This is a genomic window from Streptomyces marispadix, assembly GCF_022524345.1.
Classification (GTDB): Bacteria; Actinomycetota; Actinomycetes; order Streptomycetales; family Streptomycetaceae; genus Streptomyces; species Streptomyces marispadix.
The window spans coordinates 3,158,951-3,180,755 of the sequence record NZ_JAKWJU010000002.1 but is presented as its reverse complement, the minus strand read 5'-3'; the positions used below and the strand labels follow the sequence as shown (position 1 = coordinate 3,180,755).

Annotated in this window: 15 protein-coding genes; 9 read left to right on the top strand and 6 right to left on the bottom strand. The window is 70.2% G+C overall.

The window, feature by feature from the left end:
• Nucleotides 1-82 precede the first annotated feature (82 nt).
• Nucleotides 83-919, bottom strand: a complete 837-nt coding sequence (locus MMA15_RS13225) for a putative hydro-lyase (protein ID WP_241059705.1) — start codon at nt 917-919, stop codon at nt 83-85.
• A 136-nt stretch (nt 920-1,055) separates the two neighbouring features.
• On the bottom strand, nt 1,056-2,378 hold the full coding sequence (locus tag MMA15_RS13220; RefSeq protein WP_241059703.1) for an MFS transporter: 1,323 nt from the start codon (nt 2,376-2,378) through the stop codon (nt 1,056-1,058).
• Between the two features lie 510 nt (nt 2,379-2,888).
• On the opposite strand from MMA15_RS13220, the gene MMA15_RS13215 reads away from it, so the two are divergent.
• The 5 genes from MMA15_RS13215 to MMA15_RS13195 all read left to right on the top strand — a co-directional run bounded on the left by MMA15_RS13215 (nt 2,889) and on the right by MMA15_RS13195 (nt 9,494).
• A complete protein-coding gene (locus MMA15_RS13215) occupies nt 2,889-3,692 on the top strand; it encodes a carbon-nitrogen hydrolase family protein (RefSeq protein ID WP_241059701.1) in 804 nt (267 codons plus the stop codon).
• Nucleotides 3,693-3,933: 241 nt separating this feature from the next.
• Nucleotides 3,934-4,416 carry a VOC family protein gene (locus MMA15_RS13210; protein ID WP_241059699.1) on the top strand — a complete coding sequence of 161 codons (483 nt, stop codon included), beginning with the start codon at nt 3,934-3,936 and terminating at the stop codon, nt 4,414-4,416.
• A 73-nt stretch (nt 4,417-4,489) separates the two neighbouring features.
• Entirely contained in the window at nt 4,490-5,323 is an 834-nt protein-coding gene (locus tag MMA15_RS13205) for an SDR family NAD(P)-dependent oxidoreductase (RefSeq protein WP_241059697.1), read from the top strand.
• A gap of 178 nt (nt 5,324-5,501) precedes the next feature.
• Nucleotides 5,502-6,476 (top strand): DUF3048 domain-containing protein, encoded by a 975-nt coding sequence (locus tag MMA15_RS13200; protein ID WP_241059695.1) that lies wholly within the window; start codon nt 5,502-5,504, stop codon nt 6,474-6,476.
• A gap of 810 nt (nt 6,477-7,286) precedes the next feature.
• Complete coding sequence (locus MMA15_RS13195) at nt 7,287-9,494, top strand: DUF1996 domain-containing protein (protein WP_241059693.1); 2,208 nt, start codon at nt 7,287-7,289, stop codon at nt 9,492-9,494.
• Between the two features lie 224 nt (nt 9,495-9,718).
• On the opposite strand, the gene MMA15_RS13190 is transcribed toward MMA15_RS13195, so the two are convergent.
• The 4 genes from MMA15_RS13190 to MMA15_RS13175 form a co-directional block, all read right to left on the bottom strand.
• Nucleotides 9,719-10,957 carry an alkaline phosphatase family protein gene (locus tag MMA15_RS13190; protein ID WP_241059692.1) on the bottom strand — a complete coding sequence of 413 codons (1,239 nt, stop codon included), beginning with the start codon at nt 10,955-10,957 and terminating at the stop codon, nt 9,719-9,721.
• On the bottom strand, nt 10,951-11,916 hold the full coding sequence (locus MMA15_RS13185; protein ID WP_241059690.1) for a hypothetical protein: 966 nt from the start codon (nt 11,914-11,916) through the stop codon (nt 10,951-10,953). Before MMA15_RS13185 ends, MMA15_RS13190 begins: the two co-directional genes overlap by 7 nt.
• Before the next feature lie 157 nt (nt 11,917-12,073).
• On the bottom strand, nt 12,074-13,090 hold the full coding sequence (locus MMA15_RS13180; RefSeq protein ID WP_241059688.1) for a dihydrodipicolinate synthase family protein: 1,017 nt from the start codon (nt 13,088-13,090) through the stop codon (nt 12,074-12,076).
• Nucleotides 13,087-14,610, bottom strand: coding sequence for an MFS transporter (locus MMA15_RS13175; protein WP_241059686.1), 1,524 nt, complete (start codon nt 14,608-14,610; stop codon nt 13,087-13,089). The genes MMA15_RS13180 and MMA15_RS13175 overlap by 4 nt, the downstream gene beginning before the upstream one ends.
• 270 nt (nt 14,611-14,880) lie before the next feature.
• Between MMA15_RS13175 and MMA15_RS13170 the strand changes: the two genes are divergently transcribed.
• From MMA15_RS13170 to MMA15_RS13155, 4 genes are all read left to right on the top strand, one after another.
• Nucleotides 14,881-15,720: a FadR/GntR family transcriptional regulator gene (locus MMA15_RS13170; RefSeq protein ID WP_241059684.1), complete on the top strand. Its 840-nt coding sequence runs from the start codon at nt 14,881-14,883 to the stop codon at nt 15,718-15,720.
• Nucleotides 15,721-15,832: 112 nt separating this feature from the next.
• A complete protein-coding gene (locus tag MMA15_RS13165; RefSeq protein WP_241059683.1) occupies nt 15,833-16,918 on the top strand; it encodes an NAD/NADP-dependent octopine/nopaline dehydrogenase family protein in 1,086 nt (361 codons plus the stop codon).
• A gap of 263 nt (nt 16,919-17,181) precedes the next feature.
• Complete coding sequence (locus MMA15_RS13160) at nt 17,182-18,522, top strand: MFS transporter (protein ID WP_241059681.1); 1,341 nt, start codon at nt 17,182-17,184, stop codon at nt 18,520-18,522.
• 539 nt (nt 18,523-19,061) lie between these two features.
• Nucleotides 19,062-21,767 carry a SpoIIE family protein phosphatase gene (locus tag MMA15_RS13155; RefSeq protein WP_241059679.1) on the top strand — a complete coding sequence of 902 codons (2,706 nt, stop codon included), beginning with the start codon at nt 19,062-19,064 and terminating at the stop codon, nt 21,765-21,767.
• Nucleotides 21,768-21,805: the final 38 nt, after the last annotated feature.

Genomic DNA, 21,805 nt, shown 5'->3' with positions numbered 1-21,805 from the left:
TGCGTACACAGAACGGCACGACGGCCGCCGTGCCGTCCAGGCCCTTGAGCCTCGGCGTTGCGGGTGCCGCGCCTGTGGCGGCTCACACGATCAGGTATTCCTCGTCCCGTACGTCCGTGACGAACATCCGTCCCGGCGCGTGCGTGATCGCGAAGGGCGGGCGTGAGGCCATGACGGCCGCCTGCGGTGTCACACCACAGGCCCAGAAGACGGGCACGTCGCCTGGGAGCAGGTCCGTACGGTCGCCGAAGTCGGGGCTGCCGAGATCCGCGATGCCGAGCAGCGACGGGTCGCCGCTGTGCACCGGTCCTCCATGGACGGCAGGCATACGGGCCGTGACCTGCGCCGCGGTCTCCACCAGCTCTTTCGGCACGGGCCGCATCGAGACGACCGTCGGCCCGTGCACGGCGCCCGCGGGGCGGCAGGGCCGGTCGGTCGCATACATGGCGACGTTGCGCCCCTGCTCGATGTGGCGCAGCGGCACCCCGGCGTCGGCGAGCGCCCACTCGAAGGTGAAGCTGCAACCGATGAGGAAGGTCACCAGGTCGTCGCGCCAGCGCCCGGTGACCTCCGCGGTCTCGTCGGCCAGTTCGCCGTGCTCCCACACGCGGTAGGCGGGAACGTCCGTGCGCAGGTCCGCGTCCGGTGCGAGGACCGTCGAGGTGTCGCCGGCGTCGGTCACGTCGAGTACGGGGCACGGCTTCGGGTTGCGCTGGCAGAACAGCAGCACGTCGTAGGCCCAGTCGCGCGGTACGGAGACCAGGTTGGCCTGTGTGTATCCGGGGGCGAGGCCCGTCGTGGGGCGGGCGTCGCCGTCGCGGGCCGCGGCACGTACCTCCGCGGCGGGGGAGATGCGTGCGGCCGAGGGGCCGGAGGCACCGGGCCGCGCGGCCGAAGTGCCGTGTGCGGTACGGGACATGGCGTAGGTCCTTCCGTCGGTCGCGAGCCGCTGATGGCGAACCGCTGGGTGTGAGCCGCCGGTTGTGACCGCTGGGTGTGAGCCACCGGTCATGGTGAGCCGCCGTTCATGGAGCACGGGGCATGCCGGGCGGGGCTCAGACCAGCGCCCGCCCCCGCGTCTCCGGCAGCCCCAGCAGCGCGACCAGCGCGAGCCCGTAACCGGCCGCCCCGAAGATCAACGCACCGCTCACGCCCCAGCTTTCGGCGAGGAAGCCGACCAGTGTGGGGAAGAACGCACCCACCGCACGCCCCGTGTTGTAGACGAAGCCCTGCCCGGTGCCGCGTACGGCCGTCGGATACAGCTCGCTGAGGAAGGAGCCGAATCCGCTGAAGATGGCCGACATGCAGAAGCCCAGCGGGAAGCCGAGTAGCAGCACGAGCGTGTTGGAGCCGATCGGCACGTTGGTGTACGCGACCACGGACGCGGCGGAGAGCACTGCGAAGACCGCGACGTTGCGCTTCCGCCCGAGCTTGTCGGTGAGATAGCCGCCGGTGAGATAGCCGATGAAGGCGCCGGAGATCAGGAACGTCAGGAAGCCGCCCGTGCCGACGACCGTCAGGCCGCGGTCGGTCTTGAGATAGCTGGGCACCCAGGTCGCGAGCGTGTAGTAGCCGCCCTGCACGCCTGTGGACAGCAGCACCCCGAAGATCGTCGTACGCCGCAGCTTCGGCGCGAAGATCGCGCTGAAGGAGCCCTTCTCGCTGCTGTTCCTTCGCTGTTCGGCGGCCTGCGGGGCGTCGGCTACGTTGCGTCGTACGTAGAGGACGAGCAGGGCCGGCAGGGCGCCGGTCCAGAACAGCACGCGCCAGGCGACCGATTCGTCGAACAGCTCGAAGACGGCGGTGTAGACGACGACGGCCAGCGCCCAGCCCACGGCCCACGAACTCTGGATGACCCCGAGGGTGCGCCCCCGGTGCTTGGCCGACGCGTACTCGGCCACGAGGATCGCGCCGACCGCCCACTCGCCGCCGAAGCCGAGGCCCTGTAGGGCGCGGAAGAGCAGCAGGAACTCGTAGTCGGGGGCGAAACCGCACAGCAGGGTGAAGACCGCGTATGTCAGGACGGTGAGGACCAGTGTCCTGACGCGTCCGATGCGGTCTGCCAGCACGCCCGCCAGCGCGCCGCCGAGGGCGGAGACGACGAGGGTGACGGTGGTGAGCAGCCCCGTCTCGCCGGGGTCGAGGCTGAAGTAGGCGCCGATGGCGACCATGCCGAGCGGCAGGGTGAAGAAGTCGTAGGAGTCCAGCGCGTAGCCGCCGAACGCGCCCGCGAAGGCCCGCCGTCCGGAGGCGCCGAGTTCGCGGAACCAGGCGAAGGGGCCGACGGGCGGCTCACCGGCCGGGTCCCCGCCGCCGTGAGCGGTGGCGTCCTCGGTGCCGGAGCCCTCGGAAGCACTCGGTTTCGGGTCGCTGTGCATGTGCACCTCGCAGAAGGAGAGGGCGCCGCCTGGGATGAGGACGGGACGGGGGCGGGACCTGGACTGGACGGGGATCTGGGCCTGGATGCGGGGCCGTATCGGGTCGGGCTCGGTGTCGGGATCGGGCCTGGCGCGGCCCGTGCGGGCGGTGCCGGGGGCTCGATGTCCGGGACAACGTAGAGGATCGTTGAACGATCCTTCAAGGGGTTCGTTGCGGTGTATACGTGAGGGAGTTGGGACGGCGGCAGCGGGAACACCCTTGGCGTGCCCGGCGCCTGAGGCCGTCGGCCGCCGCCCGCGAGGGCGCGAGTGCGTGCTCGCGGGGTGCTTCGTGCCGACCGCGGTGTCTACGGTGGCGGGTGTACGGCCGGTACGGTCCGGCCCGCGTGAGGGCGGCGAAGGGCGACGGCCCCGCACCTTGCCGTAAGCACCGAAGTGCCGGTGAACTCGCAGCGCGGCCGGGCGAGTTCACCGCCCGCCCCGGCCCGGCCCGCGGAAAGGAGCCAGGCAGTGACCACGCTCCGCACGGCGCTGTGCCAGTTCACCGCCTCCCACGACCCCGAGGAGAATCTGCGCACCGTCGGCGAACTCGCCGCGCGTGCAGCGGGTGAGGGCGCACAGCTCGCCGTCTTCCCGGAGGCGGCGATGGCACGCTTCGGCGTACCGCTCGCTCCCCTGGCCCAGCCGCTGTACGGCCCGTGGGCGGACGGAGTGCGCGAGACGGCCCGGCGGCACGGACTCACGGTGGTCGCGGGGATGTTCACACCGTCCCCGGACGGCCGGGTCGCCAACACCCTGCTGGCGACGGGCCCCGAGGTGGACACCGCGTACGACAAGATCCACCTCTACGACGCGTTCGGCTTCTCCGAGTCGAAGACGGTCGCACCGGGCGCGAAGGTCGTCACGATCGATGTCGCGGGTGTCCGTGTGGGCCTCGCGACCTGCTACGACGTCCGCTTCCCCGAGCTGTTCCGTGCGCACGCGGACGAGGGCGCCGCACTGTCCGTACTGCCTGCCTCATGGGGCGCCGGGCCGTCGAAGCTCGACCACTGGCGGCTGCTGACCAGGGCACGCGCACTGGACGCCACGGTGTGGGTGGCCGCCGTGGGCCAGGCGCCGCCCGGTCCGGACGCTGACATCGGCCGCCCCACGAAGGCGCCGACGGGCATCGGGCACAGCATGCTGGTGGGCCCGGACGGCCGGGTCCATGAAGAGGCCGGCGAGACACCGGAGTTGATCGTCGCCGACGTGGACGCGGACTCGGTGGCCGAGGTCCGCAAGGCGGTGGCCGTGCTGGACAACCGCAGGCTCTGACGGGCGGACCGGGCCGGTCGCGACCGTCGGGCCCGCCGCGGCCCGTCTGCGTTCGGTCGGCCCCCGTCCTCCCGGGCGCGGAGCCGGGGCACGGAGCGTGGTCGTCTCCCGTCTCCTCACATCTCCCGTCTCCGCGTATCTCCCCTTTCCGCGCATCTCCCGTCTTCTCGCCCGTACGCGATGAGTTCCGCGCGTGCGGCGGGTCCGTAGGGGGACGGACACTCAAGCGCGGGAGGCAGCGATGACGGGCGACGGCTTCACCACCTGTCTGTGGTTCGACGGGCAGGCAGAGGAGGCGGCGGAGTACTACATCTCCCTGTTCAAGAATTCCAAGCTCGGAAGGGTCGGCCGCTACAACGATGCCGGGCCGGGGACGCCCGGATCGGTGATGGCCGTCGAGTTCGAGATCAACGGGCAGAAGTTCATGGGGCTCAACGGCGGCCCGCAGTTCAAGTTCTCCGAGGCGATCTCCTTCCAGATCCACTGCGACGACCAGGAGGAGGTCGACCACTACTGGAACCGCTTCGTCGAGGACGGCGGCGAGGAAGGCCCCTGCGGCTGGCTGAAGGACAAGTACGGCGTGTCCTGGCAGATCATCCCCGCCGGGGCCGTCGAGCTGGTCACCGACCCCGACCCGGAGAAGGCGAAGCGGACCACCGAGGCGATGTACACCATGAAGAAGCTGGACATCGAGGCGCTGCGCAAGGCGCACGCGGGCGTGTGAGCGACGGGGTGTCCGCACCGGGCCGCCGGTGCGGACACCCTTGCGGCACCGCGAGGACCACGGAAGGGACGGCATGGGCGACAGGGTCGTGATCGTCAGCGGCGGCGGTACGGGCATCGGCCGTGCCGCCGCCCGCCGCTTCGCCGCCGGCGGCGACCGCGTGCTGCTGGTCGGACGCCGGGTGGCGGTGCTGCGGCGTACCGCGGAAGCCCTCGCGGCGGACGAAGCCGTGCGCGGGGAGATCCGTACCCTCGCGGCCGATCTCACCGTCCCGGGGGACGCCCTGCGCGTGCGCGAGGAGACCGACAGGCTGTACGGGCGCCTGGACGTGCTGGTCGCCAACGCGGGCGGAAATGTCAAGTACGCGTCCGCGCCCGCCGATACGGCCGACGCTCCCGAGGGCGACGCCTCCGCAGCCGACGCCGACGCCTCCGCAGCCGACGCGTCCGCCGGACTTGAGGACATCGCACGCAGTTGGCGGTCGAACTTCGAGTCGAACGTGCTCACCGCCGTACTCCTCGTCGAAGCGCTCGCGGGGCTGCTGCGCCGGCCGGGCCGCCGGGTGGTCCTGATCAGCTCCATCGCGGCCTTCAGAGGCTCCGGCACGGACTCGTACGCCGCCGCGAAGGCCGCACTCCACCCCTACGCCTTCGACCTCGCGGGACGGCTGGGCCCGCACGGCGCGACGGTGAACGCGGTCGCGCCCGGCTATGTCGAGGCCACCGACTTCTTCGGCGTAGGCATGACCGAGGAGCGGCGCAGGATGCTCGCCGCGCAGACCGTCACGGGCCGCGCGGGTACGCCGGAGGACGTGGCGGAGACCGTCCACTGGCTCGCCTCGCCCGGAGCAGGTCATGTGACCGGCCAGATCGTGCAGGTCAACGGCGGTGCCCGGTACGGCAGTTGATCCCACGTGGGCCGGGAGCCGCCCGGGGCACCGGCTCGGCGGCTCGTGACGGCGAACGCCCCCATCGGTGCCATTCGGACATTTCCCTGCCGCCGCATGCCGTGCCCGCCCGTTCGCGGGGAACGCTCATCGGTGAGCGCGCGGAGATCGTGAGCGCTCGGAGAGGGAGGCCGTCGCCATGGAGTGGACAGGAACGCGCCGTACGGTGCTGCTGACCGCGGGACTGTCGCTGCTGGCGGCCGCCTGCGAGTCGGGGGACGGCGACGGAGGCGGCGGCGGTGGCGGTGACGGCGAGCGGTCCCCGTTCACCGGCCGGAAGGGCGCCGGGGACAAGGTCCTCGCGGTGAAGATCGACAATGTCGAGGCGGCCCGTCCGCACACCGGCCTGGAGAAGGCCGACATCGTCTACGTCGAACAGGTCGAGGCCGGACTCACCCGGATCATGGCCGTGTTCGCCTCCCGGCTGCCCAAGCTCGTCGGGCCTGTGCGCAGCGCACGCGAGTCCGACCTGGAACTGCTGCGCCAGTACGACCACCCGGCACTCGCCTACTCCGGCGTCCAGTCCAAGCTGCGTTCCAAGGTGGAGTCCGCGCCGCTGGCCGCGCTGCCGCCGGGACGCGCACGTGAGGCGTACGTCCGCAAGTCCGACCGGCCCGCTCCGCACAACCTCTATCTGCGGCCCGAGGCGGCCCTGGCCTCGGACGCCGCCGCCGACGTGGGGGCGCCGCGCGACATCGGCTTCCGCTTCGGCCCCGCGCCGGAGCGCGGCGGGCGCAGGACGGCGGGCCGCAGCGTCCGCTTCCAGGCGGCCCGCTACTCCTTCGACTGGTCGGCGGAGAAGGGGACTTGGCTGGTCTCGATGGACGGCTCGCCCGCCCGTACGACCGACGACGGGCGCCTGGAGGCGGCGACGGTCGTCATCCAGCATGTGAAGATCAGCGACTCCGAACTGGGCGACAGCTCCGGCAGCATCACGCCGCTCACCGAGTCGGTGGGCTCGGGCAGCGCGCTCGTGCTTCGCGGGGGCAAGGAGTACGAGGCCCGCTGGGAGCGGCAGTCGGCGACGGGCGGCACGACGTTCACGGACGCGGGCGGTAAGCGGCTGGCGTTCGCCCGGGGTCAGGTGTGGGTGGTGCTCGCCCCGGTGGACTGACCCAGGGGAGGGCGGCGCGCGGGCTCGACTGCCGTGGCCGGTGGCCTCGTTGCCCACCGTCCTCGTCGTACGGGCGCCCACCCGGACCAGGGTCGTCGCGGGGTTCGCGGCGGCCGGTGAGACCGGTGGGCACGTTCTCGGTGATATGGCATATGTCGGTGAAATTCGATCTATTCGGCCACGGACCCATCGATGCAAGCGCAATTCTCGGAGCGCTCCCCGCCGAGTTCATGTCGTGACTATCGTCATGATCCACTCGACCTTACCGCGGGAAGATCACGACCTGGCCCCGCGGGAATCTCGCAACAATTCGCCGCAAAACTGCTGCGGCCCATTCCGATCCTCTCGGTGGCGCACTCGGAAGAACGTAGGGCGGCCCCGCGCGAGGACGTACACGGCAACCACAAAGTTGTCCCATCAGCACTAGAGCGCCATCTTCGAGGACCGGCTGCGCTAGGCTCATGGCCGTCTTTAAGGGCCGCATAAGTCTAGGCCTTGTACGCGATCAGACCCGCAATTCAATGGTGTTGTCGTTCGCGACGACCCGGGGCCAACGCCATTTTCTCGATCATCTCACAGCCCTGGAGGAGACGGGGCCCGTGAAAATCGGGGCGCTGAATGACGCGAAATGAGTGGAGTGAAGTCGATATGGAAAGAAAAGGCCACAGACGCTCGCGCACGGCGAACAGAACGATAGCGATCGTCGCAGCGCTGGTGGTTGGGGGTGGTGGCGCAGCGGCGATAGGTGTGAGTGCTTTCGCGGGGAACGAAGGCCCCGCCCTTGCCGCGAGCACGATCGACTGTCCTGATGTGAGTCTTGCGCTGGGCCAGGTACCCAAGAGCGCCAAGGAGCCCGTGGCTCAGAAGCTCGCCACTCTGGACCAGCAGGTCGCGCAGGCTTACGGCAAGTGGAACTCCCAGGAGGAAAGCTCCGCGGAGGCCCTCGGCCAGTTGAAGCAGCAGCGCTCCGAGACCATCCAGAGCATGGGTCAGGACATCCAGAAGGCCGGCGGCCAGGCCCCCGGTGACATGGAGTCCATGGCCCAGTGCCGGATGATGCAGGACCAGGCCACCCAGGAAGGCCAGGAGGGCGGAGGCGACGACGGCCAGCAGGTCCAGGGCCCGGTCGCCTCGGACTTCGTCAAGATCGAAGACGTCCAGCCCAACGCCTCGAAGGAGGACGACCCGGGCGGCACGTTCGAGACGAAGTGCGGCAACAACGAGAACGAGCACTTCAACTCGGACAACGTGATCGCCGCTGCCGGCGTTCTCAACGGCGCCCACCACGTGCACGACTACGTGGGCAACGAGGACACCAACTCCCAGTCCAGCGACGAGTCTCTCGCCGCCGCCCGCACCACGTGCGCCAAGGGCGACCAGTCGACGCACTACTGGCCCGTGATCCGTTCACTGGACGGGAACGAGGACCAGCGGGGCGCCGTGCAGGAAGGCGACATCCCGAAGGAGCCGCAGGGCCAGCGGACCGGTGACGACGCCGGTCAGGACCAGGGCCAGGACCAGGGTCAGGAGCAGCCCCCGGCCGAGGAGCAGGACCAGGGCCAGGACCAGGGCCAGGAGCAGCCTCCCGCTGAGGACCAGGGGCAGGATCAGGGTCAGGAGCAGCCCCCGGCTGAGGACCAGGGCCAGGAGCAGCCTCCGGCCGAGGACCAGGGTCAGGACCAGGGCCAGGAGCAGCCTCCCGCCGAGGAGCAGCCTCCGGCTGAAGGCCAGGACCAGGGCCAGGACCAAGGTCAGGGTCAGGGTGAGGACGAGGGAGACAAGGTGGGCGGCGGCCAGGGTGCCGAGGCCCAGCCTGGCGACGGCGGTGCCAACGACCTCAACGTCGGCAGCATCCTCCAGCCCGACCCCGAGCTGAAGTTCACCTCCGGCGGTGCCGACCGGGTCATCGAGATGCCGCGCTTCCTGCGCATCATCACCGGTGACGCGAAGTCCTTCACCAACGGCGACGAGAACGCCAACGCGTCGTGGAGCTGCGAGGGCTTCGAGGACCGTCAGCTCAAGGACAAGTACCCGATCTGCCCCGAGGGCAGCGCCACGATCCGTACGTTCAAGTTCCAGAACTGCTGGGACGGCCAGAACACGGACAGCGGCAACCACCGGGACCACATGAAGTTCTCGGACGACGAGGGCAACTGCCCCGAGGGCTTCCAGAACGTCCCGCAGCTTCAGCAGACGATCAAGTACGACATTCCGCAGCAGAACCTGCTGAACGCTGACACGCCGTTCGCGGTGGACTCCTTCCCGGAGCAGCTTCACAAGCCGATCACGGACCACAGCGACTTCATCAACGTGATGCCCAACAAGCTGATGAAGGAGGCCGTGGACTGCATCAACGAGAACAAGGACTGCCCCGGCAAGTCCAGCGACTCGGGCAGCAGCGACGACGGGAAGGGCTCTGGCAGCGACGACGGGAAGGGCTCTGGCAGCGACGACGGGAAGGACTCGAAGCCCGCGCCGTCGAAGCCCGACGACTCCACCCCGTCGGACTCGAAGCCGGACGATTCGGACTCGAAGTCGGACTCGAAGTCGGACGACTCCGCCTCGTCGGACGAGAAGCGGGATGAGCCGGCTTCGGCGCCTGATTCGAAGTCGGACGGCTCCGGCTCCTCGGCGGACCGGGACAAGTCGGCCTCGGCACCGGACTCGAAGTCGGACGGCTCCGCCTCCTCCGACGGGAAGCGGGACGAGTCGGCTTCGGCGCCTGATTCGAAGTCGGACGGCTCCGCCTCCTCGGCGAAGCGGGATGACTCGACCTCGGCAGTGGGCGGGGAGTCGGACTCCGACGATCCCACCCCTGAGGCCGTGAACCGGGACGAGGACGAGTCGTACTCGGCACAGGACGAGTCGACCCAGCTCGCCAATGACCGGGACGGCGACCTCCCCGGTACCGGCTCCGACACCCCGATCGCGCTGATCCTCGGGATCGCCGCCGTGGTCGTGGCTGCCGGTGGCGCCCAGGTGTGGTGGCTGCGCCGCAGGAGCGCCGGCCGATACTGACCTGCCGTGGTCTGTCGGCTTTGAACGCCCAGGTCCCGTACTCGCTCACAGTGAGCGGGTGCGGGACCTGGCGTTTGCAGGGAACTGTCGTGCGCGCGAGGAACCGTCGCACTTGCAGGAAACGGGGCCGCACGTCAAGGCCGGTGGGCTGCCGGACGGCTCGTCAACTGCCGGGGATAGAGCTACGCACCGTGCCTCGGTACGCGACCCCCGCCCGTGCGGACTTACTTCTTCCCCGAGTCGCCCGAGGACCCGGACGTCGACTTGGTCCCCGCCCCGGTCTCGGGCTCCGATCCGTACGCCGTCATGAAACGGTCGCGGAACTTGTCCATCCGCCAGACCGGCGCCTTGTGGCTCGGCTTGAGTCCCTTGTCCCAGCCCCAGTCTGAGACCTTGTCCAGCACCTTGTCGTCGCGGGCGACGATCGAGATCGGCACGTCCTTGCTGGCGTTGCGGCCGCCGGTGACGGTCGGCACGGGCTGGTGGTCGCCGAGGAAGACGATCACGGTGTCGTCGTCGGCGTACTTCTCCATGTACTCGGTGAGGCTCTCCACCGAGTACTCGATGGCCTTCCCGTACTGCTCGCGCACCCGGTGCGGGTCCTTCCAGACCTCGGTGGGCCTGGCGCCCCTGTCGTGGATGCCCTGGTAGACCGACCCGTCGCCCATCTTGTTCCACGGAAGCATCACCGGCAGCGGCGACCAGGGGTTGTGGCTGGAGGCCAGGATGATCGTCGCCATCAGCGGCTTGTGGTCCGCCTTGCTGTGCTCCAGCCGCTCGAACGCCTTGAGGCTGAACTGGTCCGGCACGGGCGACCAACTGAAGTACGGGCCCTTGTAGCCGAGTTCGCGGGAGTCGTAGACGTGGTCCATCCCGTAGAACTTCCCCTCGGGCCAGGACCGCCGTACGCCCGGCATGATGCCGACCATGCGGTAGTCGCCCGTCTTGCGGAAGGCCCTTACGAGGGTCATGCGGTCGCTGGAGGTGACGCTGCGGTAGCGCTGCTGGTTCGCGATCCACAGCCCGGACATGAGAGTGGAGTGGCCCATCCAGCTTCCGGCGCCGGAGATCGGCGAGGTGAGCCAGCCGCTGCGGGAGGAGAAGCCGGCCTTGTCGAGGGCCTCGGTCCGCTTCTTGAGCACGGAGTTGACGCCGGGAGCGATCTCGGGGTCCTCGATCGCGCTGCGGCCGTAGCTCTCGATGAACGTGAAGATGACGTTCTTGCCGCGCAGGTCCGGCATCAGCTTCTCGGCGGGGGTGTCGTCGAAGCGGTCGACGCGTGCCAGCTTGGCGAACTCCTTCGAGTCCTCCATGCCTGCCTTGACGGCCTTCACCCGGTTCTGGAGGAGGAGGACGTTGTTGCGGGAGGCGATGTCGACGTGGTCCGCGCCGGTCTGGAGGCCGAAGACGGCGCACACGATCCAGACCGTCCCGAGCGCGAGGGCCGTACGGGTCGTCAGCACGCTGTTGCGGGCCAGGAGCCGCTCAGCCGCCGGACCGACAGCGCCATGAAGACGACGAGGGCGATGGCGAGGAGGACGATCCCGATCAGTGCCAGTACGGCGCCGGCCGGGCCCAGGGTGTCCTTGAGGAACGACTGGGCGTCGTCGAAGAGGATCCAGTCGAGGACGAGGTCGAAGGGGCGGGCGAGCACCGAGTAGAAGCCCATGTCGATGAACTTCAGGATCGTGAGCAGGCCGAGACCGGTGCCTGCCGCGAGGGCCGCCCAGCGCCTGGGGCGCGGCGGCAGCACGACGAGCGCCACGGCGCCGAATATCCCCTCGACCGGTATTCGCAGGAACGCGTTGGCGGTGAGGCGGGTGAGGGCGTTGGGGAGGACGAGGGCGGTGAGTACGAGGGCCGCCGCGAGGACGGTCGTCGTGATGGAGGCGGCACGGGCGGCGGCGGGGTAGCGCTCGCGCCAGCCGCCGGTGGGCTTACCGCTCCCGCCGCTCTCGCTGCCACTGCCGCCGCCGCTGCCTTCGTTGCCGCTGTCGTTACCGTCGCCGCCGTTGCCGTCGTCGCTCTGGCCGTCGGCGTCCGTACGGGGGCCGGGGACCGAACGGGCCGTGCCGGAGGGAGAGTCGGTGGCGGGGTCGGCGTCGGTGTCGGTCTCCGGGTCGGCGGTACCGGAGATGTCGGCGGTTTCGGAGGCGTCGGCGCTGGGGCTCGCGTCCCCGTCCTCCGAGTCCGTGGCCTCGTCGGAGCCCGTGACCTCGTCGGAGTCCGTGGCCTCTTCCGAGCCCGTGACCTCCTCCGGCTCCGTGGCCTTCTCAGAATCCGGCGCCCGCGTGACCTCCCCGCCCTCGCCGTCCTCCGCCGCCCCCTCCGGGGGCCGCGCGTCCTCAGGGGTCGCGTCCTTCTCCGTATGTTCGTTTTCGTTGGTCCGCTGCTGACGAAGCGAACGTGTGAAGAGCGACAACCCGAGGGTCCTTCCGTGCTGAGCGTGGTGTCACGGCGGACCGGTGATCACGGGTCGGCCGCGCCGGAAGCGTAAACCGCCCGGCGTGCCCCGGTAGCCGGGTTTTGCCAGCTCCATAAAGAAGCGACGGCTCCCGTACAGGCACTGGTCACGCTGCCTACGGCAGCAGACCGGCCGTACCGAGGACCGCCTTCACCGCCTCGACCTCGTCACCGCCGAGCGCCTCGAAGGGCTCCGGAAGCTGGTTGGACGACAAGATCCCCTGAAGCATCAGCGCGGTCTTGAAGCCGCCGACTCCCTTGCCCCACCCCGTGACGGACGTCGCGGCGCGGGTGATCTCCATCAGGGCGGCGAGACGGTCCTGTTCGCTGCGCACGCTCGTCCAGTCGCCCCGGCGGAAGGCCGCGTGCATGCGTACGTAGCCCTCCGGGTCGACGTTCGCCAGTCCCGGTACGACACCGTCCGCGCCCGAGAGAAACGCACCGTCGACGACGACCTCGTGACCCGTGAAGAGGGTGAGCGGCGAGCCCTCGGCGCGGTTGCGCAGCGCCAGTCGCCGGAAGGCCACGTCGTCGCCCGAGGAGTCCTTCACCCCGGCGAGCGCTCCGCCCAGCCCCAGCTCGACGAGCATGTCCGCATCGAGCTTGGCGTGTACGCACAGGGGGATGTCGTACGCGTAGACCGGCACGTCCGCCCGCGCGCCGAGGATCTCGAAGTGCCGTCTGACCTGCGGCTCGTGTGTGACGGCGTAGAACGGCGCTGTCGCGACCACCGCGTCCGCGCCCGCCTCCTGTGCCGCTTGAAGATGGCGCAGCACACGGCCGGTCTGGGTGTCGATGACGCCCGCCAGCACGGGTACGCGACCCGCCGCGAGTGCGACGGCCTCCCGGACGACGCGGGTGCGCAACTCGTCCGTGCAGAACGCCGCTTCGCCGGTCGAGCCGAGTACGAACAGCCCGTCGACGCCTGCCGCGAGAAGCCTTCCGACCAGTCGCGCGAACGAGGCGGCGTCGAACTCGCGGTCCTCCGTGAGCGGAGTGACGACGGGCGGCACCACCCCCGTGATCCGGGCACGCGCATCCGCGGCCGCCGTCGGGTCCGGTCGCACCGCCGGCTTCGTACAGTCCGTCGGGCCCGTGTGCTTCGTACCGCTCATGCGGCTCGTATGGCTCATGCGGACATCCCTTCCCTGCCCGCGTCCTTCGGTGCGGCAGGGGCTGGGACTCGTGGGATCACATCGAGCGCGTCCGTGTCCCATACGTGCGCGGGCGCGAGGAGCCGCTGCGCGCGCATGGGCGCATTGACCGCCACCAGTACGATCACGACCGCCGTCAGCCCGAACGACAGCACGGCCAGCGACGTGCCCAGCGGCATCGTCTGCGCCAGGCTCGCACCCAGTACGGGCGCCACCGCACCGCCCAGCGCGCCTACGTTGTACGCGAACCCGAGCCCCGCCGCGCGCTGTTCGACCGCGAAGTAGCCGCCGATCCACTTGGGCAGCAGCCCCGAGATGCCCTGCCCGAAGACCTGCTGGAGGAAGAGCAGCGCCCCGAGCAGCACCAGCGAACCGCCCCCGACGAGGAAGACGGGGAAGACGAGGAGCTGAGAGACGACGAGGCTCGTCCAGTACGCCCTCCGCGTGCCGAAGCGGTCACCGAGGAAGCCGCCCAGCACACAACCCGCCGCCGCACCGAACCCGGAGAAGAACAGCAGGTCGGCGACGTGCCCGGCGTCGAGCCCAAGGTCCGTCTTCAGATACGTCGGCAGCAGGGCCTGGATCGGCCATGAGTAGAGGAACGCCGTGAAGACGGTGATCATCAGCGTGACCCCCGTGGGCCAGCGGCGTCCCGAGAACTGGGCCATGAAGCAGACGAAGACCACGGTGACCGCCGCCGCCAGGCCCGTAACGGGCAACGCGCCGTGGACGACGCCCGCGAAGACCAGCAGCAGGGCCCCGAACGCGACGAGCGTCAGCACCACATTGACCGCTGTGAGCCGCGCCCGCCCGTTCCGGTAGAGGGTGCGGAACATGTCGGGCGGACCCTCCGCGCCCGCCCGGCGTGCGTCACGCGCCCGCTGCCAGTCCCCGGACTCCGGCAGCGCCCGCCGCAGCCACAGCGCCACCAGGATCGGCAAGAGCCCCACGGCGAACAGCGCACGCCAGCCCCACTCCGGCACGACCAGCCGGTACGCCTGTGCACACAGCGCCGCCCCGATGGAGAAGCCGCTGATCAGAAAGCCCGACGCCTTGTTGCGCAGATGCTCGGGCCAGGACTCGATGACGTACGTGGAACTCGATCCGTACTCGCCCGCCATGCCGAGCCCGATCAGCAGCCGCGCCGCGAAGAGCACCCAGTACGCGGGCGCGACCGCGCACAGCGCCGAACCGGCGGAGAACAGCACGATGCTGACGACCATCGCGCTCCTGCGTCCGAAGCGGTCGCCGAGCGCCCCGAGGGCGAGGCCGCCGAACCACCTGGAGATGAACGCCGCCGAGACCAGGGCGGCTCCCGTCACCGCGGAGAGATCGAACTCGTCGCTCACCTCGGTGAGTACGAGCGTGATGATCACGAAGTCGAAGCCGTCGAGCAGATAGCCGAGCCAGGCCGCGACGAAGGCCCGCCACTGGGGGCCGGAGATCTCCCGGTACCAGGCGGGCCGCCGCTGTGCGCGCTCGTCCTTCTCGTCTGTCATGGCCCGCCCTTCGTCCTCGTCCGCCGTTACGGGCCGTTGGACTCAGGGCGTTGCCTCAGCCGTTGTCCTCGGCCCGCTGTCCCGGGCCCGTCGTCCTCGGCCCGCGTCCTCCGGCCTCATCAGACGTCGGATGTCTGATGTCCTGACGCTAAGGGCGGCCCGCCGCCGTGACAAGACCTTCTCCGCGCAGACGTAGGATGTCCGATGTCGGACGCATACGCTCCGGGGCGACGCCAAGGTCGCTCCTCACCCGGGAAGGGCCGACCTCGGATGCCGGCGAAGAAGCTGCCTGCGGAACACGGCCACGGCGCGCCCAACGGACCGCACAACGGGTCGCAAGAGCCGCCCCGCAAGGGACCCCAAGGAGCGCCGCGCGGGCTCAACGGCCCGCGAGGTCCGCGCGATCCCCGCTCCCCGGAGCTGTCCGTGGTGGACCGGATCAAGGAGTACATCCTGCTGGGACGGCTCGCCCCCGGCGACCCCATGCCCACCGAGAACGAGTTGAGCGAACAGCTCGCCGTGAGCAGATCCCGTATCCGCGAGGCGATGAAGACGCTCTCCGCGCTCGACATCGTCGAGGTGCGGCACGGCTACGGCACCTACGTGGGACGGCTCAGCCTCACGGCCATGGTCGAGTCGCTCGCCTTCCGGGGGCTGCTCAACGCCCAGGACGACCAGGACGTCATGGCCGACCTCATCGATGTGCGCGAGCTGATCGAGACCAGCCTCGCCGAGGTCGTCGTGGAGAACACGACGCCCGAAATGCTGGAGTCCATGCGGCAGTTGACCCGCACCATGCATGAGAAGGCCGCACGCGGCGAGGAGTTCCTGGCGGAGGACCGGGAGTTCCACCTGCTGCTGATGCGTACGACCGGCAACGCGCTCGCAGTTCAGCTCACCGGCGCCTTCTGGGACGTGCACGCGATCGCGCTCGGCGCCCTTCCCGGCACCACCGACCTCGCACAGACAGCCGACGCACACGTCGCCGTGCTCGACGCGATCGGGGCCGGGGACAGCGCGCTGCTGCGCAAGGCGATCGTGCGGCACTACGCGCCGATCCGCGAGCGCATGGGCCACCGTGCCCCGCAGGGCGGCGCGACGGCGGACTGAGCCCGGCGCGGGCCCGCTTCCGTGCGTACGGGCCTCGCGATCTACGCTGTGCGGGCTGTGCTGTGCACGCTGCGCCGGGAGCAGTCGTACGGATCGGGGAGGTAGCGCGGGCGTGACTCCTGAACGCCGCTCCGGCGAGGTCGGAGTCCTGGGCGCCGGGAGCGAAGGTCTCGCGCTGGCGGCGCACTTGGCGTCCCGCGGCGAAGCGGTACGGCTGCACACCCGCGACCCCGGGCGGATACGCACGATCGGCCGCACGCGTGCGATACGGGCCCGCGGCCTGCTTCAGGGGCGCTTCCCGCTGGTCGAAGTGAGCAGTGACTTACGGGAGTTGGCCGGGCGCTGCCGGGTGCTCTTCGTCGCCGCCGTCACCACCGCCTACCGCGCCGTGGCGGCAGCGCTCGCACCCCATCTGCAACCGGGCCATGTGGTGGTCCTCTTCTCCGGAAAGCTGTGCGGCAGCGCGGAGTTCGGCCATGCGCTCGCCGGGCACGGTACGCACGGGGTCGATGTCGTCGAGACCGACGCCCTGTTCGCGGCACGCGCCTGGGACGACCGCGGCGTGGTCGTACACGGACGGAAGAAGTGGAACCTCTTCACGGGCGCCGACGGCGGGACGGCCGACCGCCACGGCGAGCGGCTGCGCCGCCTCTTCCCCGGGTTGGAACGCGCCGGCAGCCAAGTGCAGCGCGGACTCACGGACTTCGGTGCCGTGGCACACGCCACCATCGCCCTCGCCAACATCAGCCGCATCGACCGCGCCGAGGAGCTGCTCTTCTACCGCGAGGGACTCTCCGAGCGGACCGTGGTCCTGCTGGAGCGGGTGGAGAAGGAGTTCCAGCTCGTGGGCGAGGCGTACGACGCCCCGGTCCCGCCCATGGCGGAACTCCTCGACCGCTACTACGGCTGTGGTGGCGGAACGCTGCTGGAGGCGATGCGCAGCGTCCACGTCTACCGGGACATCACCGCACCGCGCTCCCTCGACCACCGCTTCCTCAAGGAGGACGTGTCCTCCACGCTGGTCCCCCTCACCCAGCTCGCCGAGCGGGCCGCCGTACCGACCCCGATGACCGATGCGCTGGTCAGCCTCTTCTCCGCGCTGAGCGGCGAGGACTACCGCAGCACCGGGCGCACCCTCGCCCGCCTCGGCTGGGACGGGCTGAGCTACGACGGGATACGGGCAGAGCTGAAGCGCTGAACCACGCCTGGCCTGGCGCGAGTTGACGTGCCGATACGTGCCGAGCCGTGCGGAGCCGTGCCGAAAGCGGAACGGCGGGCCGGGTCGGCGGGCCTTGCCGGGCCGGGCGGTGCGCGGGCCCGCATCCGGTCCCCTGATCCTCCCCGCGTCCCGTCCCGTGGTCCGCCTCGCGCACTCCCTTGACAGCTCGCCCCGATGGCTCGAACCTCACGGTCAGCTTTCGTTCAGTGGATCACTGGCCAGTCCACCCCGAGGAGTCCGCCATGACCACGTCCACCCCCGTGGAAGAGCCGGAGACGGTACGCAGCCAGCGCCGCCGGGCGGTCGTCGCCAGCACGGTCGGCACAGCCATCGAGTGGTACGACTTCTTCCTCTACGGCACCGCCGCCGCCCTCGTCTTCCCGCATCTCTTCTTCCCCGGCAGCTCCGCGTATGTCGGGGTGCTCGCGTCCTTCGGCACCCAGTTCGTCGGCTTCGCCGCCCGTCCCATAGGCGCCGCGATTTTCGGCCACTTCGGCGACCGCGTCGGTCGTAAGTCGACCCTGGTGATGACGCTCGTGCTGATGGGCGTCAGCACCTTCCTCATCGGGCTGCTGCCCGGCTACGCCTCGATCGGCTTCGCCGCCCCGCTGCTCCTGGTGCTGCTGCGCGTCATTCAGGGCATCGGCGTCGGCGGCGAGTGGGGCGGGTCCGTACTGCTGTCCATGGAGTGGGGCTCCAAGCGACGGCGCGGGCTGATGGCGAGCTGGCCTCAACTGGGCGTCCCGCTCGGCCTGCTCGCCTCGACCGGCATGGTCAAGCTGATGAGTTCCGTGTCCGGGGACGGCTTCGAGAGCTGGGGCTGGCGCGTCCCGTTCCTGGCCAGCATCGTGCTCATCGGCATCGGCATGTACGTACGGCTGCGCGTGCTGGAGAGCCCCGCCTTCCAGGAGGTGAAGCTGGAGCGGGAGGTGGTGCGCCTGCCCGTGCTGAGCGTGCTGCGCGAACAGCCCCGCGAGGTCCTCACCTCGGCCTTCGTCCGCCTCTCGGAACAGGCGCCGTTCTACCTCTTCATCACCTTCGTCCTGACGTACGGCACCGAGAAAGTCGGCCTGGAGAAGGAGGAGTTGCTCAACGACACCCTCATCGCGGCCGCCGTCGGCCTGATCAGCGTTCCGCTGTGGGGCCATGTCTCCGACCTCATCGGAAGGCGGCTGACATACGGAATCGGCATCGCCTGCGTCGGGATCTTCGCCTTCCCGTACTTCGCGATGCTCGACTCGGGCTCCTACGGGCTGGTGCTGGCCGCGATCGTGCTGTCGCTGTTCTTCCACGACATCCAGTACGGGCCGCAGGCCGCGCTGATCGCCGAGAGCTTCGGCGCGAACGTCCGCTACAGCGGCGCCGGGCTCGGCTACCAGCTCGCCTCGGTGATCGCCGGAGGGCCCGCGCCGCTCATCGCCGCGGCGATCCTGGAGAGTACGGACTCCAGCACCGGCATCAGCTGGTACATCATCGGCTGCTGCGTACTCGCCATGGGCGCGCTGCTGCTCATGCCCCAGGGCAGGACCGAGCCCGGCACCAGCCTCTCCAAGCCGGGAGCGGAGTCGGCGAAGGCAGACTGAGACCGGTTGAGGCCCGCAGTTGAGACTCGCAGTTGAGGTCCGCGGAGTCTGGTCGAGGCAGGACCGGGGGACGGGCCGATGCTGCAACTGACGGCTGGCGGGTGACGGCTGGCAACTGACGGCTGGCGCCTGACGGTTAAGGGACTGACGGTTGACGGGTGACGACTAACGGATGACGACTAACGGATGACGGATGACAGAAGACGATTTCTGTCATCCGTCATCTGTCACCCGTTACCTGTCATCTGTCACCCGTTACCTGATATCTGTCGTCCGCCATGCGTCATTGGTCAGCCGCCCGCCCGCCCGCGGCTCCGGCTCCGGCGCCGTCCCCGCTCCGGGCCGCCGCCCCGCCCCGGGCCCCGGGCCGCCGCCCCCGGGCCCCGGCCCCCCGGCTCACCCCCCAACACCCCGTGCCCCCGCGCCCGTCGGCAAGATCCCGCAAAACGAGGAAATGGCGCCCGCACCTCGCCCCGTCATATGCACGGACAAGCCGACGGGCTGTCGACTGACGAGGAGCGGCAGTGTAAACAGGGGCAATGGCAGGACCGCTGACACGTCTTCGGGCTCTGGCTGCCCCGCTGCTCCCCGACAGGCGCCTGCGGCGGCCAAGGCTCGGCGAGGGCAGCGTCGCCGGTCAGGTCTTCGTCCTCCAGGTCGCGGTGGTCCTGCTCCTCGTGGTGGCGGCGGTCGCGGCCCTCGTGCTTCAGGTGCGGCGCGACAGCACGGACGCCGCGGGCGACCGTTCGCTCGCCGTCGCCGAGACCCTCGCGAATTCGCCGGGCACGCTCAGCGGGCTCCGTTCGCCCGATCCGACGGCGCGGCTACAGGGCCCGGCAGAGGCTGCCCGTAAGCGGACCGGTGTCGACTTCGTCGTCGTCATGAACACCAAGGGCGTCCGCTATACGCATCCGGCGCGGGACCGTATCGGGAAGAAGTTCGTCGGCACCATCGGGCCCGCGCTGCGCGGGCAGGTGCACAGGGAGACCGTCGAGGGAACGATCGGCGAGATCGTCCAGGTCGTCGTCCCCGTGAGGAACTCCGACGGCAGGATCGTGGGCCTGGTCTCCGCCGGAATAAAGGTCGACAAGGTCGGCCGGGTGGTCGACCGGCAGCTTCCGCTGCTGCTGGGGGCAGCGGCCGTGGCGCTCGCTCTCGCCACCGGCGGGACCGCCCTGGTCAGCCGCCGTCTGCGGCGCCAGACCCACGGTCTGGGCACGCTGGAGATGACGCGCATGTACGAGCACCACGACGCGGTGCTGCATTCCGTACACGAGGGCGTGCTCATCGTCAGCGGCGAGGGGCGGCTGCTGCTCGCCAACGACGAGGCCTCGCGGCTGCTGGACCTGCCGCCCGACGCCCAGGGCAGACATGTCACCGAACTCGGCCTGGAAGCCCCGATGCGCGGCCTGCTGCATCCGGGACGTGTCGCCACCGACGAGGTGCTGCGCTCCGGGGACCGGCTGCTGGCCGTGAACAACCGTTCCACCGACCGAAACGGCGGGCCACCGGGCTGGGTCGCCACCCTCCGCGACACCACCGAGCTGCGTCTTCTCTCCACGAGGGTCGAATCGGCCCGTAAGCGGCTGGAGTTGCTGTACGAGGCGGGCGGCGGCATCGGTACGACGCTCGATGTGACGCGTACGGCCGAGGAGTTGGCGCAGGTGCCCGTGCCACGGTTCGCCGACTTCGTCACCGTCGATCTGGCGGAGCCGGTGCTGCGCGGCGACGAGCCGAGTCCGAACGGCTCGGAGCCGGTGATGCGGCGTACCGCCGTGCACGGCGTGCGTGACGACCAGCCCCTCTATCCGCTGGGCAGGTCCATAGCCTTCGCGTCGCGGTCGCCGCAGGCCCGCAGCTTCGAAAGCGGCCGGGCCGTGCTGGAACCCCGGCTGAGCGAGTCGCCGGGATGGCGCGCACAGGACCCCGAACGCACGGACCGCGTACTGGAGTTCGGCATTCACTCGCTGATAGCCGCTCCGCTGCGTGCCCGTGGCGTACTGCTCGGGGTGGTCAACTTCTGGCGTTCGGAGAAGCCGGAGCCGTTCGAGGACGACGATCTGTCCTTGGCGTCCGAACTGGCCGCCCGCGCCGCCGTCTCCATCGACAACGCGCGCCGCTTCACCCGTGAACACGGCATGGCCGTCGCCCTTCAGCGCAGCCTGCTGCCGCGTGCCCTGCCCGAGCAGAGCGCCGTCGAGGTCGCCTCGCGCTATCTTCCGGCGCAGGCGGGGGTCGGCGGCGACTGGTTCGACGTCATTCCGCTGCCCGGCGCCCGTGTGGCCCTCGCGGTCGGAGACGTCGTGGGCCATGGGCTGCATGCCGCGGCCACCATGGGGCGGCTGCGCACCGCCGTGCACAACTTCTCCGCCCTCGATCTGCCGCCCGACGAACTCCTCGGCCACCTCGACGAGTTGGCCGCACGTGTCGACCAGGACGCCATCGAGGCCGGTGACGAGACCGCCATCACCGGCGCCACCTGCCTCTACGCCGTCTACGACCCGGCCTCCCGTACCTGTGTGATGGCCAGGGCGGGCCATCCGACGCCCGCGCTGGCACGTCCCGACGGCACGGTCGAATTCCCCGAAATACCCTCGGGGTTGCCGCTGGGCATCGGCGGACTGCCCTTCGAGTCGGTCGAGTTGAAGCTGGAGGAGGGCAGCCGCCTCGTCCTCTACACCGACGGTCTCGTCGAGCGGCGCGACAAGGACATAGACACCGGGCTGGAGTTGCTGCGCGAAGCCGTGGCGCACGCGGGCCAGTCGCCGGAGGAGAGCTGCGACGCCGTGCTCGACGCGTTGATGCCGGACCGGCAGGGCGACGACATCGCGCTGCTCGTGGCCCGTACCCGGGGGCTGGGAAGCGGCCAGGTCGCCGAGTGGGAGGTCGACTCGGACCCCTCGGCGGTCGCCGGAGTACGTGCCGAGGTCACCGCGCAGCTCGCCCGATGGGGCCTGGAGGAGCAGGACTTCGTCACGGAGCTGATCCTCAGCGAGCTGATCACCAACGCCATCCGCCACGCCACCGGGCCCATCAGGGTGCGGCTGCTGCACGACCGCGCCCTCATCTGCGAGGTCTCCGACCGCAGCAGCACCTCACCGCATCTGCGGCATGCCGCCGCGACGGACGAGGGCGGGCGGGGGCTCTTCCTCGTCGCCCAGTTCGCCGACCGCTGGGGCACCCGCTACACGAAGGACGGCAAGGTCATCTGGACGGAACAGTCCCTGGCCTCCGGCGTGCTCTGACACCGGCGCCGCCCCGCACAAGCAGGCACGTCACCCCG